At 37.7% G+C, this 15,384-nt stretch carries 15 protein-coding genes; 4 read left to right on the top strand and 11 right to left on the bottom strand.

The window, feature by feature from the left end:
- Positions 1-13: 13 nt before the first annotated feature.
- Positions 14-1,390, top strand: coding sequence for an FAD-dependent oxidoreductase (locus AC6CH1_RS17760; RefSeq protein ID WP_427713837.1), 1,377 nt, complete (start codon positions 14-16; stop codon positions 1,388-1,390).
- A 21-nt stretch (positions 1,391-1,411) separates the two neighbouring features.
- Here AC6CH1_RS17760 and AC6CH1_RS17755 read toward each other — a convergent pair whose 3' ends face one another.
- From AC6CH1_RS17755 to AC6CH1_RS17745, 3 genes are all read right to left on the bottom strand, one after another.
- Positions 1,412-2,338, bottom strand: coding sequence for a manganese-dependent inorganic pyrophosphatase (locus AC6CH1_RS17755; protein WP_427713839.1), 927 nt, complete (start codon positions 2,336-2,338; stop codon positions 1,412-1,414).
- 132 nt (positions 2,339-2,470) lie between these two features.
- Positions 2,471-3,325: a MurR/RpiR family transcriptional regulator gene (locus AC6CH1_RS17750; protein WP_498318690.1), complete on the bottom strand. Its 855-nt coding sequence runs from the start codon at positions 3,323-3,325 to the stop codon at positions 2,471-2,473.
- Positions 3,326-3,672: 347 nt separating this feature from the next.
- Positions 3,673-4,905, bottom strand: a complete 1,233-nt coding sequence (locus AC6CH1_RS17745) for an MFS transporter (RefSeq protein WP_498318688.1) — start codon at positions 4,903-4,905, stop codon at positions 3,673-3,675.
- 209 nt (positions 4,906-5,114) lie between these two features.
- Here AC6CH1_RS17745 and thrC point away from each other — a divergent pair, with 209 nt between their 5' ends.
- The 3 genes from thrC (at position 5,115) to AC6CH1_RS17730 (ending at position 7,883) form a co-directional block, all read left to right on the top strand.
- Complete coding sequence (gene thrC / locus AC6CH1_RS17740) at positions 5,115-6,173, top strand: threonine synthase (RefSeq protein WP_498318686.1); 1,059 nt, start codon at positions 5,115-5,117, stop codon at positions 6,171-6,173.
- On the top strand, positions 6,170-7,099 hold the full coding sequence (thrB, locus tag AC6CH1_RS17735; protein ID WP_498318684.1) for a homoserine kinase: 930 nt from the start codon (positions 6,170-6,172) through the stop codon (positions 7,097-7,099). Before thrC ends, thrB begins: the two co-directional genes overlap by 4 nt.
- A 136-nt stretch (positions 7,100-7,235) precedes the next feature.
- Entirely contained in the window at positions 7,236-7,883 is a 648-nt protein-coding gene (locus AC6CH1_RS17730; RefSeq protein ID WP_251691248.1) for an NAD(P)-dependent oxidoreductase, read from the top strand.
- Between the two features lie 117 nt (positions 7,884-8,000).
- Here the strand turns inward: AC6CH1_RS17730 and zupT are convergent, their stop codons facing one another.
- From zupT to menC, 8 genes are all read right to left on the bottom strand, one after another.
- Positions 8,001-8,822, bottom strand: coding sequence for a zinc transporter ZupT (gene zupT / locus AC6CH1_RS17725; protein ID WP_251691246.1), 822 nt, complete (start codon positions 8,820-8,822; stop codon positions 8,001-8,003).
- Between the two features lie 147 nt (positions 8,823-8,969).
- On the bottom strand, positions 8,970-9,563 hold the full coding sequence (locus AC6CH1_RS17720) for a phosphatase PAP2 family protein (RefSeq protein WP_498318682.1): 594 nt from the start codon (positions 9,561-9,563) through the stop codon (positions 8,970-8,972).
- Positions 9,564-9,689: 126 nt separating this feature from the next.
- Positions 9,690-10,022, bottom strand: coding sequence for an antibiotic biosynthesis monooxygenase family protein (locus AC6CH1_RS17715; RefSeq protein WP_498318680.1), 333 nt, complete (start codon positions 10,020-10,022; stop codon positions 9,690-9,692).
- A gap of 64 nt (positions 10,023-10,086) precedes the next feature.
- A complete protein-coding gene (locus AC6CH1_RS17710; protein WP_498318678.1) occupies positions 10,087-11,124 on the bottom strand; it encodes a siderophore ABC transporter substrate-binding protein in 1,038 nt (345 codons plus the stop codon).
- A 184-nt stretch (positions 11,125-11,308) separates the two neighbouring features.
- Positions 11,309-12,076 (bottom strand): iron ABC transporter ATP-binding protein, encoded by a 768-nt coding sequence (locus AC6CH1_RS17705; protein ID WP_079523338.1) that lies wholly within the window; start codon positions 12,074-12,076, stop codon positions 11,309-11,311.
- Positions 12,073-13,029: an iron chelate uptake ABC transporter family permease subunit gene (locus AC6CH1_RS17700; RefSeq protein ID WP_251691239.1), complete on the bottom strand. Its 957-nt coding sequence runs from the start codon at positions 13,027-13,029 to the stop codon at positions 12,073-12,075. The genes AC6CH1_RS17705 and AC6CH1_RS17700 overlap by 4 nt, the downstream gene beginning before the upstream one ends.
- The gene (locus AC6CH1_RS17695; protein WP_251691237.1) at positions 13,016-13,972 is read right to left on the bottom strand and encodes an ABC transporter permease; all 957 of its coding nucleotides are present in this window, start codon (positions 13,970-13,972) and stop codon (positions 13,016-13,018) included. Before AC6CH1_RS17695 ends, AC6CH1_RS17700 begins: the two co-directional genes overlap by 14 nt.
- Before the next feature lie 276 nt (positions 13,973-14,248).
- Complete coding sequence (gene menC, locus AC6CH1_RS17690; RefSeq protein WP_498318677.1) at positions 14,249-15,358, bottom strand: o-succinylbenzoate synthase; 1,110 nt, start codon at positions 15,356-15,358, stop codon at positions 14,249-14,251.
- Positions 15,359-15,384: the final 26 nt, after the last annotated feature.

Below are 15,384 nucleotides of genomic sequence, written 5' to 3'. Positions count from 1 at the left end.
AAAAGGTGATATTTTGAAACAATCTCTCTGGCTTCCAACACATTCAGATTTTGCTGCCCCTACTCTGCAAGAATCGATTAACTGCGACATATGTATAATTGGAGGGGGAATCAGTGGTATTTATACTGCGTATTCACTGGCTAAAGAGGGGCTTAGTGTCGCGCTAATCGAAGCAATGCCTCAGTTTGCACAAGGAACAACAGGCTATTCTACAGGAAAATTGACAGTACAGCATAATCTCATTTACTCAAAACTCAATGAAGAAGACGGTAAAATTTACTACGAGGCGAATAAACAAGCTATTGAACAAGCTGTTTCCGAAAGTAGCACCAGCTTTTCTCGTGCTACTTCGTATGTTTATACAGCTACCCCTCAAGGAAAAGAGCAGCTTTTAAACGAGGCGGAAAGCTATAAAAAAATCGGTATTCCCTTTCTTGCAACAAAGGACATCGAGCTTTCGGTTCCTGTAGAACTTGCGCTCGGTATCAAAAATGAAGGTCAGATAAATCCTGTCGAGTTTACGAATACGTATGTTCATTTAGCTAGAAAACATGGGGCACAACTTTATTTAAATACGCGAGTGACTAAATTAGAAATGTCCAAAAATTGTCTTCATACAAGCAATGACCATACTGTTCAATATAAAAAGCTAATTTTATGTACACATTACCCGATTGAATCAATTCGACAACTTTATTCGATGAAACTGCAGATTAAACGGTCTTACCTAACAGCAACAAAATATTCACAGCTATTAGAAGGCCAATACTTAAGCGTTGATGCTCAAAGTCGTACAATCCGAACGGCACTTATCGATAATCAGCCCTACTTCATCTATGGCGGACAATCGCATACAGCTGGATCGACAAGCGATACAGACCCGTTTTATGAAACATTGCAGCATGAACTAACAACAGATTTTGAACTTCCGCCATATGAATACGGCTGGAGTGCACAGGATGTCATGACGGCAGACCAAATTCCTTATATCGGCCAGCTGTCACCGGGCGATGACAGTTTGTATATTGCAACAGGCTTTAATAAATGGGGGCTTTCTTCTTCACTTGTTGCAGGAACATTGCTTACAGATCTTATTAAAAGAATTGCAAACCCGGCAGCCGCTTTATTCTCACCGAATCGTTCAAATTTCGGGAAGACATTTTACTTCATGCTGCAAACGGGCGGGATGATTGGAAAAGAGCTTGTAAAAGGCTATATCGACAGACCGGATGCGCCTAAGTGTACACACCTTGGCTGTAAAACAAGATGGAATGTTGCAGATGATACATGGGATTGTCCATGTCATGGATCTCGCTACAACGCAAAAGGCGAAGTTATCGAAGGCCCTGCAGTCTATCCGTTAAAAATGAAAAAATCCGGTAACTCTTAAATGAGTTGCCGGATTTACTTTTTATTTTAAGTTTTCTGTTAAAACTGGAACGATTTGTTTTTTACGTGATACAACGCCTGGTAAGCTGATGCGACCATTAACAATTGTTGCACCAAACGCTTTTGCTGCTTCTTCGGCAACTTGTCCAGCCGCTACTGCTGTTGAATCATTGTTTAAAATATCTGTTACAACGAAGAAGAATAAATCTAGGCCATTATCCGCAATATTTTTGTTCAATAAGTTTTCAAGCTCTTCTTGGCGACCAAGAACGTCTTCAATATCCACTGCATTTACTTGGGCAACTGTCGCTTTATATTCACCAAATTCAAAGCCTTTTGCATCCAATGACAATAAATCTTCCAGTGACTTATCTGAAAGGTCCGCACCTGCTTTTAGCATAGCTAAACCATATTGTGCAGTATCAACATTTGCAATTGCTGCCAATTCTTCGCCAGCTTTCACATCTTGCTCTGTGCATGTTGGCGATTTGAATAATAATGTATCCGAAATAATAGCAGAAAGCATTAAACCTGCGATGTTAGCCGGAATTTCTACATTATTTTCTTTATATAATTTATTTAAGATTGTCGCTGTACAACCTACAGGCTCAGCACGGAAATATACTGGATCAGCTGTTACAAAATTCGCAATACGGTGATGATCGATTACTTCAGTGATTTGTACTTCTTCGATTCCATCTGCTGATTGCTGGAACTCATTATGGTCTACTAAAATTACTTGTGCTCCTTCATCTTTTACGTTAGCAATTAGACGTGGTGCTTCAAAGTTGAATTTTTCTAGTGCATACTTTGTTTCGTTATTTAATTCTCCAAGTCGAACTGCTTCTGCATCTACACCTAATTGTTGTTTTAAGTATGCATAAACAATTGCTGAAGTAATTGTATCTGTATCTGGATTTTTATGTCCGAAAACTAATGTTTTACTCATGAGTGAGCCTCCTATTAAATGCTTTTCGCTCTTCATTTTAACATAACGTAAAGAAAGTGAAAAACAGAAGATTCTTCAATATTACTTAGCAAAAAGGAAAACTGTAATGGCTATGAGTTAGCCTTTACAGTTTTAGCTGATTGCTATTAAATTCGGCGTATTGAGCGCGCCATTTGTCTTTTTATTATATTGCTCATATTGGTGTGGGTTTTGGCTTACCATTGATTCCACTAATATATGTAATAGAGAGAATATAGCAATTGTACATGTGGCTCCGGCTTCTTTTGTATTGGGAACAATAAGTACGGGGTTAGCCGGTTCTTGAGATGTAAGCTCTTTGTTGCGGATTGCGACAATTTTAACATTTTTTCTTTTAGCGATTTCTACTGTTGTTGCCATATCTTCATACTCTTCATCAAGCGATATAACGAAAAGCAATGAATCTTCATCCATATACGCAAGTTGTTGTGCAATTTTATCTGCCTCATGAGGAATAAAATGAACATGGTCACGTAACCTGTTGACATTGCTGTACATCCAAAAAGCAACTGGTGTCGATTGTCTGAAACCTAAAAAATGGATTTTCTTTGATGTATGTAACAATTGCACAACTTCTTCAACATCCTGTTCTTTTAACTGGTTGAATGTTTTAGATATATTGGCGATATCTTTTTTTACAATGTCCGCTCCAATGTGATTTCGGATTTTTTTAACAGGCATCGCTTGTTTAACTTCCGTTACTTCACCTTTATCCATTAAATATTCCTTCAGTTTATCTTGGAGCTCACTAAAACCTGCTAAATCCATTGAATAGCAAAATCTGATTACAGTCGATTCACTTACATCTGCTAACCTTCCTACTTCGGAGGCGGTATGTGTCCCCACTATATTCGGATTATCCATAACAAACTGAGCAACTTTTCGCTGCCCCTTAGAAAGACGAATATACTTCTTCTTAATATTTTCGCAAATAGTCAAATTCTCCATCTCCCTTTCTAATATTTTTTTAAAATAATATCTCACTTATTCATGTAACTTTACGAGCGCTAAATTCTTAATAATAAAAAATACATTAACATGAATAATAATAGAATTCAACGAGTTTTCTGAAAAAACTTTAGCCTACTAAAGAATATAAAAATTTGAATAGGAAATTGACATACTTTTGTAAAATTTATAATTTATAAATAAACTATTATTAAAAACCTGTTATGGACATTTATCTATTAGGTATTTTTTTACAGCTCACAAATGTAAAAAGGACTTGCGCTATTTTATTAGCACAAGTCCCTATTCATTATCAAAAAAAACATTTTAATACTAATAGTTTACAACTATAGTAATTCTGTTTGCTTTGTTTCTTTCCCTAAAAAAATAACAGACAATACTCCAATGACGATGGCCACACAGAAAATCGCGAAAATATAGCTAATATCATAGCCTTTTGTCAGGAGTGTCCCAACTAATAACGGACCGAAAATACCTCCAACACGACCTATTGCTGCCGCCATCCCCGCTCCCGTTCCACGTACAATTGCCGGATATTGCTCAGGTGTATACGCATATAAGGCACCCCATGCTCCTAAGTTAAAGAACGAAAGCAACATACCGGAAATCAACAATGTTTCGATCGTTTCTGCACCACCGAATATAAAGGCACTTGCTGCAGTCCCTAATAAATATGTAACTAATACAAATTTGCGCCCAAATTTCTCGATGAACCAAGCAGCTGTAAAATAACCCGGTAATTGGGCTAACGTCATGATTAATACATATTTAAAACTTGATATTAAATCAAATCCCTTGCCAACCATTACACTTGGTAACCATAAAAACATGCCATAGTAAGAAAATACAACTGCAAACCATAAAATCCAAAGCATTAGTGTAGAACGTGCATATTTTTTCTCCCATAACGTTGCGATATTTTGGAACACCGAACGTTTTTTCGACTCTTCTTTTACCCTGAACTGTGGTGAGTCCGGTAATTTCATTCTTATATAAATTGCATAAATTGCAGGGATTGCCGTAATTAATAGTGCAACTCGCCATCCTTCAATTGGCCAGAATTCAGCCGGTATAACGAAATAGGCAATAAGCGCGGCGATTAGCCAGCCTCCAGCCCAAAAACTTTCAAGTAAAACGACAACTCTTCCGCGTTCTTCAGCTTTTACACTTTCAGATACAAGCGTTGAAGCAACAGGTAATTCCCCGCCAAGCCCCATGCCGACAAAAAAGCGTAAAATTAAAAAGAGCGTCAAAGTTGTTGTAAATGCGGATAAACCACTAGCAACTGAGAATAGTATTAGTGTCCACATAAAGATTTGCTTACGTCCTACTTTATCTGCAAGTACACCAAAAAACAGCGCACCAACTGCCATACCAATTGAGTTTACACTTGCAATCCAACCCATTTGACTACTATTTAATCCCCAGTCAACTGCAAGCGCTGCAATGATAAAAGATAGTATTCCGACATCCATTGCATCGAACATCCATCCAACCCCAGCTATACGTAGAAGTTTATTACGTGATAGGGGCTTTTGTTCATTTGTTTTCACCGACATTACTTTTCCACCTTCCATGTGTCTTTACACTTGACTTAACAACATTACTATCATACATTTCTTTCTTAAAAGTGACAACATTTTTTTAACTTAACGAATTGTTCCGACAATTTAACAATTCCTATTGAAATAAGGGACACATAGGTATAAAATGTCTTGTATACAAAAACAAATGTTCACCTAGCGAGAACAGAAGGAGTTTATTATCTATGTGGAAAGGTCTTATCGAAGAATATAAACAGTACCTACCTGTTACTGAAAATACACCTGCTTTATCACTAAATGAAGGAAATACGCCACTAATTCCATTAGTAAATTTATCTAAAGAGCTTGGAATTGAGTTATACGGGAAAATTGAAGGTGCTAACCCAACAGGTTCGTTTAAAGACCGTGGTATGGTATTTGCTGTTGCAAAAGCAATTGAAGAAGGCTCTAAAGTTGTCATTTGTGCTTCTACAGGCAATACATCTGCGGCAGCTGCAGCATATGCGGCACGCGCCGGTATTCAGTCAATCGTTGTCATTCCTAAAGGCAAAGTAGCACTTGGTAAATTGGCACAAGCTTGCATGTACGGTGCGAAAATTATTGAAATTGACGGCAACTTTGATGATGCATTAAATATTGTGCGCAAAATCGGGGAAAATACTCCAATCGCACTTGTTAACTCTGTAAACCCATATCGTATTGAAGGCCAAAAAACAGCGGCGTTTGAAATTGTAGATCAACTTGGCCAAGCCCCAGACTACTTATGTATTCCTGTAGGAAACGCAGGGAATATTACAGCTTACTGGAAAGGCTTTAAAGAATATAATGAAGCAAAACAAAGCGGTCTTCCTAAAATGTACGGTTTTGAAGCAGAAGGTTCCGCTGCAATCGTGCAAGGAGCACCAATTGTAAATCCGGAAACTGTAGCAACAGCTATTCGTATCGGGAACCCAGCAAGCTGGAAGTTCGCTGAAACAGCTCGTGATGAATCAGGCGGTTTAATTGATTCAGTAACAGATGATGAAATTTTAGACGCTTATAAACTAATCGCCAACAAAGAAGGTATCTTTGTCGAACCTGGTTCAGCTGCTTCATTAGCTGGTGTCATCAAGTCAGTGAAAACCGGCGAAATCGCTGCAGGCAGTCGTGTTGTTACAGTCTTTACTGGTAACGGCTTAAAAGATCCGGATACAGCTATGAATGTTTCAACTGTAGACCTTGTCTCACTTCAAAATGATGAGCAGGAAATCCGTAATTATATCGAGGGCGTATTTAGTCTATGAGTAAAAAGTGGCAAATCAAAGTTCCTGGCAGTACAGCAAATTTAGGTCCTGGATTTGACTCCATTGGTCTTGGATTATCGCTCTATCTAACATTGGATGTCACATTACAAGATGAGTGGGAATTTGTGCATATTGGTGACAATGTGCCATCTGATACGTCAGTCGAATCGCATTTAATTTATACAATCGCACAGCAGGTAGCAAAGCAATATAATGCAACGCTGCCACCATGTAAAATTGAGATGACTAGTGAGCTTCCCCTTGCACGTGGTATCGGCAGCAGTGCGGCTGCAATTGTAGGTGCTATTGAATTAGCCGATATTTTAGGGGATTTAAAATTATCGCAACAGAATAAGCTGAACATTTCATCTCAAATTGAAGGCCATCCTGATAATGCAACAGCTTCGGTATTAGGGGGATTGACGATTTCTTCAATGGATGAAGCAGGAATTGTCGACACACTGCATATTCAGGAGATGGATGCGGCATTCGTAGTATTTATTCCGAATATTGAACTTAAAACAGCAGCATCACGCGGTGTTTTACCGGAAGAGCTGAAAAGAAGCTATGCAGTGCGTGCAAGTGCCAATGCGAATATGCTCGCTGCTTCCCTTATTGCAAAGGATTATGAGCGAATTGGACGATATATGGAAGCAGATCTTTTCCATGAGCCTTTCCGTGCAAACCTTATTCCCGCATATAATGAAATTCGCGAAGCTGCAAAAAAGGCTGGAGCGTATGGTACTGCATTAAGTGGTGCCGGTCCAACATTAATCTCGATGATTCCGCTCGCTTTATCCGAACAATTTGTCGAATCAATGCAGCAACAATTTCCGGACCATCAAGTCGTAGTGACAACCGCTTCACCATCCGGCTCAACTGTCACACTTATTAATAATAAAATGATAGATAAAACTCTTCGTTAAATGTTTAATGTACGTTATTCTCATAATAGAATAACGTACATTTTTTGTTTTTTTCTAATCTATTTTGTCTTTTATGCATAATTCCCCTTAAATTTGGGTATATTAATAAATCTACTGTTAGAAAGGGGTAATGTTTATGAAAATTGCAGTTATTGGAGCTGCAGGTAAGGCAGGAACTCATATTTTAAGAGAAGCCATCATGAGAAACTTTGATGTGACAGCGATCGTAAAAAATAAGGCAACAGTACAAGAAGAAAATATCAATATTATTGAAAGCGACCTGTTTAATTTAACAAAGGAACAAATTGCTCCTTTCGATATTTTAATTAATGCTTTTGCTCCGCTACCAGGGGAAGAACATTTACATGTTGATGCCGGTGAACATTTAATTTCCTTACTTGAAGGAACAGAGAAAAAATTGTTCGTGATTGGTAGTTCAGGCTGCCTTTTTGTTGATCGTGAAAAAACAGTTCGACTTATGGATCTTGAAGATTATCCTGAAGATCTGGCTATCGCGGCAAAGGCTCAATTGCAAAACCTACGTGATTTGGAAAGCTCTTCAATCCAATGGTCCTTTGCGATCCCATCGGCTATGTTCGATTCGGATGGACCACGTACCGGCCATTACATTAAAGGCGAAGAGAAGATTCTAGTAAACTCGCAATTTAACAGTTATATCAGTTATGCTGATTTTGCTGTCGCATTGCTTGATGAAATCGAAAAAAATGAATACCCTAATACAACATTTACTGTTGCATCTGAAAATGTAACAGCCGCATCTTAATAAAAAAGGGTTAAAGCTTCTATTCGGCTAATATGCACCGAAGCTTTAGTCTCAATACATGAAAAAGCCAGCATACTCCGTGAAGGAGATGCTGGCTTTTTCATGAAGTAATTAAAATTAAGTTAACATCACTAAGCTGATGGCCATAACTGCCATACCTGCTATTAATCCGTAAATAGAGGAATGAGCTTCATCATATTTTTTAGCAGCCGGCAACAGTTCATCAATCGAAATAAATACCATAATCCCTGCAACACCAGCAAAAACAATACCGAACAATGTATCTGTCATAAATTGCATTAGTACTAAGTAGGCAATAAGCGCACCGAACGGCTCTGACAAACCAGAGGCGAACGACCATTTAAATGCCTTCATACGCTTCCCTGTTGCATAAAAAATAGGAATGGCTACCGCAATACCTTCAGGGATATTATGAATTGCTACCGCAATTGCTATCGCAAATCCGACATTCGGATCTTGCAGTACCGCCATAAATGTCGCAATACCTTCAGGGAAGTTATGAATCGCGATTGCCAGCGCTGTAAATAATCCCATTTTCATCAGGCGGTCTGCTTCTACATCTTCATTCCCAATCAATTGTGCTTTTTGAACATCTTCTACAGACTTTACTTCATGCGGATTTTTCCCTTTCGGAATAAAGCGGTCAATTAAGGCAATTACGAGCATCCCTCCGAAAAAGCCGATGATGGTGTACCAATACCCTATTGTTTCCCCATGAACGTTTACTAATGCGTCTTTTGCTTTTACAAAAATCTCAACAAGTGATACATAAATCATAACACCTGCCGAAAAGCCTAATGCAACCGAAAGAAACTTCTTATTTGTGCGTGTTGTAAAAAATGCGATCAAACTACCAATACCAGTAGCAAGCCCTGCAAACAATGTTAAGCCTAACGCTAATAATACATTCTCATCCATACTATTCTCCTTCTTTATAATTCTTTTCTCATATTATACGCACGATGTTTCCTTTGTGCAACTTTTTTCAATCAGGAAACATCTTATGCCGCTAACCAAATCAAGTGTTAAAAAAGGGATTCCTAAATATCAGGAATCCCATAACTTCTATTTGTGCTTTTTAGACTCATACCATAATACGCATATGATAAACCAAGTATACCCGATACTCCACCCTGCTAAAACATCTGTTGCATAGTGACGACCTTCCGCTATACGTGATAAACCTATTAAAAAAATAAGTACTAGCATTATACCGTATGTAGTAAATTTCCACTTCTTGTTTTTCAGCCATTTCGAAATCAAATAGGCCAGCGTTAAAAAGAATAATACACTAATTTGCGCATGGCCGGAAGGAAAGCTAAACGACGAAAGCTGATCTTCAATTTCCGGACGTGGTCGTGCAAAAATACGCTTTAAAAGCTGGTTTAGACCATTTCCAACCCCAACTGTAAGCAACACAAAGAGCACACCGCGAAAATCTTTTCTAAAGATTGCTAAATACAGCAGCATAATAACAGTTGCGACTATAATAAACTTTGTTTCTCCTAAATGATGAAATAAGATAATAAAACTATTTCCAAATAATAATGAGCGGATTTTTATATCGAATGCCTCAAAGCTTGGTGTATCAAAATTTAGTGCAAGAATAATAAACATTACTAATGTAACAAGCGCAAAAATTGAAACTCTCTTTTTCAAAAAAACACCTACTTTCTTCAGTCAAACTGTTACTTTACTTACCCTATTATTATATGTAATATACGAAAAAATAAAAATCCACTTTGCAAAAAAACTCTGCAAAGTAGATTTCCCTTTAAACATCCATTATTCCACTACTGTGTAATTTCCGTGCTCCATCGAAATAACGAAGTCCGGTTTTGGTGGTTTACCACCATGCTCTTTGATTTTCGCTTTATGACCAGCAATATGCTCCGGACTTTTCTCCCAAGCTTTCCATGCATCCTCTGACTCCCAACGAATAATCATTACAACTTCCTCTTCGCCACGTCGAACATTTTTTACAAGCAGTTCACGACCAATGAAGCCTTCACGCTGTTCAAGCATTGATGGACCTTGACCCGTTTTTTTGCTAAAGCGCTCAATAATTTTATCAGCGTTGCCCTCTGTTACGATCCATTTGCGAATTTGTACGAACATTTTAGTTCCCCTCTCTTAAAAAAAAGGCATGCCTCTAGGTGAGAGACATGCCATATTTATTATCCTATTTTAATTCGTTTAAGATTTCATCTAATTTGTCTGCTTCAGTTGTTACACCGTTAGAAGAGAAGTACCAGTTTACGCCATCAAGGTAAACAATTTTGCCTTCTTTGTAAGCACGAGTTTTTTTGATGATATCGTTCTCGATGTCATCTTTGATTGTTTCAACATCAGATGCTGTACGGTCGATGATCAATAATACTTCTGGGTCTACAGAAAGAATTGATTCATATGAGAAGTCAGAACCGTGTGATGAAGCTTTGATGTCAGTAGTTGATGGTTTGAAACCAAAGTCATTGTACACATATGCGAAACGAGAATCTTCACCGTTATCGAAACCAGAGATCTTTTTGTCGTTGTACATTGCTACTAATGCGTTTTCATAACCAGCTGCTTTTTCTTTAACAGCATCAACTTTTTCTTGTAATGCTACTTTTAATTCTTCAGCTTTTTCTTGTTTGCCGAAGATTTCAGCAGCTAAATCAACTGTTTCAAATACGCCATCAACATAGTTTGAGTTATCAGAACCGATGAATACTACGTTTGGAGTAATTTCTTTTAATTCTTCATAGAATGTACCTTGACGACCTGAGATGAAAATTGCATCCGGATTAGCAGCTGCTACTTTTTCGAAGTCGATTTGTTTTAATGAACCAACATCAGTAACTGAATCAGTTAAATATTTTTCTTTTAAATGCTCAGGGAAGTTACCTTTACCGCCGTTTGCAGCGATACCAACGATACCTTCAACACCTAATGCATCAAGTGTATCTAAGAAACCGTAGTCAAATACTACGATGTTTTTTGGCATTTCTTCAAATGTTACATCTTCGAAAGTAAGAGACTTACCATCTTCTGTTTCACTGCCTGCTGATAATGGAGATACTGTCATTGGGAAAGCTGAAGCTTCTGTAGATGAAGTTGTTTCTTCTGTTTTAGCAGTTTCGTTCGCTTCATCCTTTATTGATGTTTCTTCATCAGAACCACATGCTGCTAACATTAATGTTAATGCTGCTGCCGTTAAAAATTTCCACTTTTTCATTATTACTTTTCCTCCTAGTATACCCTCAAGCGAGAGTGATAATCGTTTTCAATTAACTAACGTTAGTGTAAATCAACTGCCTATAGTTGTCAACGAATATTCTGAAACTAATATTCATTCTCAATTAAATTCATAAAATAAATGCATAAGCGAGCAAAACCTATGCATTTATCCTCATTTTTATTTAACTATGTGAATTAAAGTATACGCAAATACGACATCCATCTTGTTCTTGCACAGGAATATGCATATCATATACTTCTCGTAATGCTTCTGAGTTAATAATCTCATTTGTTGGGCCATCTTTTACAAGGCGACCATCTTTTAATGCAACGATGCGATCTGAATACACGGAAGCAAAGTTAATATCATGCAAAACAATTACTACTGTTTTGCCTAATTCATCAACAAGCTTGCGTAAAATTTTCATAATCTGAACAGAATGCTTCATATCTAAGTTGTTTAATGGCTCATCCAATAAAATATATTCCGTATCCTGAGCAATTACCATCGAGATAAAGGCACGCTGCTTTTGACCACCAGATAGTTCATCCAAAAACTTATGCTCCATATCACCTAATGTCATATATTCAATCGCACGGTCAATATGCTGTTCATCTTCCGGAGTCAAACGACCTTTTGAGTATGGATAACGACCAAATGATACAAGCTCACGAACTGTTAAACGCACATTTAAATGATTTGACTGACGTAAAATTGCAACACGTTTCGCAAAATCATTGGACTTCATTTTTTTAACATCACTTTGATCTAAAAATACTTCACCTGTATCTGCATCAAGCAATCGACTTACCATTGATAATAATGTTGATTTACCTGCTCCATTCGGTCCGATAAATGAAGTGATTGCTTTTGGCTGTATAGTTAATGAGACATCCTCAACGACCGGTTTTTTTCCAAAGCTTTTAGAAAGCCCTTTAATTTCAATCATCCTGCTTTCCTACTTTCCCTCAGTATTAGGTAAATAAAGTAAAGTCCACCGACAAAGTTAATAATAACGCTGATCGTTGTACTTAACTGGAATACATGCAGTACTAAGAACTGCCCACCGACAAGTGCAATAATACTAATTAAACTCGCACCCACTATTAAAACGGAATGCTTGTACGTAGCAAAAAACTGATAGGCTAAGTTTGAAACGATTAACCCTAAAAATGTAATCGGACCAACTAGCGCAGTAGATGTTGCAATTAAAACTGAAGATAAAATTAATACTTTCAATACTATTCTATCATAATTTACACCTAAGTTTATTGCATTCTCTCGACCTAGTGACATGACATCCAAATCACGCAATAATCGGTAACCGTATATAAATGAAGCCCCTAATATAATGACCGCAATGAGTAGCAGCTCTGTTTTCACATTCATGAAACTAGCAAACAAACGCGACTGTAAGCTTTCATATTCTACCGGGTCGATTATTACTTGTAAAAATGTTACAAAACTGCCGAGCAATGTCCCGATAATCATTCCGGCAAGTAAAAGCAGGAAGATCGGATGTTTATCTGCCCGGAACAAGAATCGATATAAAATCAGAGCGAAAATTACCATCGCCACAATTGATAAACCAAAGTTTAAATAACGACTTACTACAAAGATTGATGCAGAGCCTGCAAAGAAGAAAATAATCGTTTGCACTACTTCATACATCGAATCGACACCCATCATTGAAGGTGTCAGTAAACGGTTATGTGTAACCGTCTGGAATGTAACGGTCGCATAAGCAATCGCCGTACCAGTTATAATCATTGCCGCAATACGTTCTAATCGCTTTGGAAAGGCATAACTGAATCCGCCTTGAATATTGTAAAAAGCAAATAACGCTATACACACTAATGCGATAATTGCTAAGAAGATTAGCTTCGTACTATTTTTTCGCATATGCTTTCCCCCTAAACAACATTACTAAGAAGATCGCACTGCCGATTACCGCTACAGTTGTGTTTACTGGTATTTCAAACGGGTATACTATTAAACGACTTAAAATATCACACATTAATAGGAATGCTGCACCTAAGAAAATAGTATGTGGAATTGTTTTACGTAAATTGTCCCCCATATATAATGAAACCAAGTTCGGTACGATTAACCCGAGGAAAGGTATAATTCCTACCGTCAAGACAACTGTAGTGGATATAATCGCTACCAGTACTAAACCAAGATTCAATACGGTACGATAGCTTAAGCCAAGATTTTTGGCAAAATCTTCACCCATACCAGCCACTGTAAACTTATTGGCATATAAGTAAGCTAGGAAAATTGCAGGTACTGCTACATAAAGCAATTCATAGCGACCTGATACAACAAGCGTAAAGCTCCCTAAAAAGAATGTATCCACACTTTGTAACACATCTGCTTCATACGCAAGAAATGTTGAAATGGCACCAATAATATTTCCATACATAATCCCGATAAGGGGCACAAAAATAACGTCCTTGAATTTAATACTTTCAAGAAGACGCATGAAAACCATCATACCGATGAGTGCAAATGTAAAACTGAAGAGAATCTTCTCCATATATCCTACACTTGTGAAAAATATCATTGATACAACGATACCTAGCTTTGCCGCATCGAGCGTACCAGACGTTGTCGGCGATACGAATTTGTTACGGCTTAAGCTTTGCATAATTAATCCAGAAATACCCATCCCTGCCCCGGCAAGTATAATTGCCATTAATCGCGGTACTCGACTCATTAAGAAAATTTGCATTTTATCTGAATCCCAATCTAATAAATCAGATGGCTTAATGTCGATAGCTCCGATAAACAATGATAAAAAGGACAGGACGATGGTCGCTACTACGAGCATCCAAAGTCTCATTACATTCTCCCACTATTCTATATATATTTTAACTTTATTTATATTGCGTAAATTCTAAATGAAAATGAGAATCAACTCTTTCCCTACATCATTATATAATTGCTAATAATGAAAATCAAACAGACAATTTACATTAACTTGTATTAAAAGAGGAATATATTGAAAAATGTATTTTTAGAGCGATTCTTCGTTTTATATACAACATCCCGTATGTATTCTAATAGAAAAAAATTGAATAGAAAAAAGACCACAATTATTAAAATTGTGGCCTTACATTTACATGCGATATGTTTTTTTATTTATACTGTACTTATTTATTGCTTCGCGGTTTACATTATAGCCAAGCCCCTTTGTTTTTGGAACGGTAATGTATCCATCTGTAACGGTTACTTCCGGTTGAATAATATCTTCATGCCAATAGCGTTCAGAAGCAGCCGTATCCCCAGGCATTATAAAGTTTGCAAGACTTGTCAGTGCTACATTTTGCGCACGGCCAATACCCGCTTCCAGCATTCCCCCGCACCACACAGGAATATGGTGTTCCATACAGTAGTCATGGATACGCTTCGCCTCGCTAATACCGCCAACTCGCGCAATTTTAATATTTATCACCTGACAGCTTCCTAGTTGAATCGCTTTTCTCGTATCCTCTAAAGAAGTAATACTCTCATCCAAACAAATCGGTGTTTTTATCTGCTTTTGCAATATGGCATGATCGATAAGGTCGTCATGCGCTAATGGCTGCTCGATCATCATTAAATTAAATGCATCCAGCTCTTTTAATCGATCGATGTCATCCAATGTATACGCAGAGTTTGCATCTGCCATTAAAGGAATTGCCGGGAATGCTTGCCGTATTGTTCGGATCAGCTCAATATCTTTTCCCGGTTTGATTTTTACTTTAATACGCTTATAACCTTCATCCAAAAACTGCTGAATTGTATGGACCAGCTGTTCATCTGTAGGTTGTAAACCGATGCTGATTCCTACTTCAATTTTTTCCTGGACACCGCCAACAGCCGTTGCCAACGATCGGTTCGTCAATTGAGCATAAATATCCCACACCGCGCCTTCAATCGACGCTTTCGCCATGTTATTGCGTCGGATCGTACGGAATCGCTCATACACATCATCCGGATGCATTAATTCTTTCCCGAGTAATGAAGGGATCAAAAAATCCTCCAATACATGAAGTGAAGTTTTAAATGTTTCTTCTGTGTAGGAAGGCTCTTCAAATGCAACCCCCTCACCCCAGCCGACTACACCACTTTCATCCGTCGCTTCCACAACTATAAAACGCTTGTCTTGCATAGTCCCTAAGCTTGTCGTAAACGGAGTTTTCATTCGCATCACTAGCTCATGTATTGTCACTTCTACTAATTTCATCTTTATTGCTCCTAATAATATTTAGC

The sequence above is a fragment of the Solibacillus sp. GQ1 genome, assembly GCF_059758555.1.
This window is presented reverse-complemented; position numbering and strand designations above follow the sequence as displayed.

What these genes read in the sequence shown, in the direction of transcription:
- AC6CH1_RS17755 (WP_427713839.1), bottom strand. Translation starts at nt 2,338, where the DNA reads ATGAGTAAAACATTAGTTTTCGGACATAAAAATCCAGATACAGATACA.
- AC6CH1_RS17750 (WP_498318690.1), bottom strand. Translation starts at nt 3,325, where the DNA reads ATGGAGAATTTGACTATTTGCGAAAATATTAAGAAGAAGTATATTCGT.
- AC6CH1_RS17745 (WP_498318688.1), bottom strand. Translation starts at nt 4,905, where the DNA reads ATGTCGGTGAAAACAAATGAACAAAAGCCCCTATCACGTAATAAACTT.
- thrC (WP_498318686.1), top strand. Translation starts at nt 5,115, where the DNA reads ATGTGGAAAGGTCTTATCGAAGAATATAAACAGTACCTACCTGTTACT.
- thrB (WP_498318684.1), top strand. Translation starts at nt 6,170, where the DNA reads ATGAGTAAAAAGTGGCAAATCAAAGTTCCTGGCAGTACAGCAAATTTA.
- AC6CH1_RS17730 (WP_251691248.1), top strand. Translation starts at nt 7,236, where the DNA reads ATGAAAATTGCAGTTATTGGAGCTGCAGGTAAGGCAGGAACTCATATT.
- zupT (WP_251691246.1), bottom strand. Translation starts at nt 8,822, where the DNA reads ATGGATGAGAATGTATTATTAGCGTTAGGCTTAACATTGTTTGCAGGG.
- AC6CH1_RS17715 (WP_498318680.1), bottom strand. Translation starts at nt 10,022, where the DNA reads ATGTTCGTACAAATTCGCAAATGGATCGTAACAGAGGGCAACGCTGAT.
- AC6CH1_RS17710 (WP_498318678.1), bottom strand. Translation starts at nt 11,124, where the DNA reads ATGAAAAAGTGGAAATTTTTAACGGCAGCAGCATTAACATTAATGTTA.
- AC6CH1_RS17705 (WP_079523338.1), bottom strand. Translation starts at nt 12,076, where the DNA reads ATGATTGAAATTAAAGGGCTTTCTAAAAGCTTTGGAAAAAAACCGGTC.
- AC6CH1_RS17700 (WP_251691239.1), bottom strand. Translation starts at nt 13,029, where the DNA reads ATGCGAAAAAATAGTACGAAGCTAATCTTCTTAGCAATTATCGCATTA.
- AC6CH1_RS17695 (WP_251691237.1), bottom strand. Translation starts at nt 13,972, where the DNA reads ATGAGACTTTGGATGCTCGTAGTAGCGACCATCGTCCTGTCCTTTTTA.
- menC (WP_498318677.1), bottom strand. Translation starts at nt 15,358, where the DNA reads ATGAAATTAGTAGAAGTGACAATACATGAGCTAGTGATGCGAATGAAA.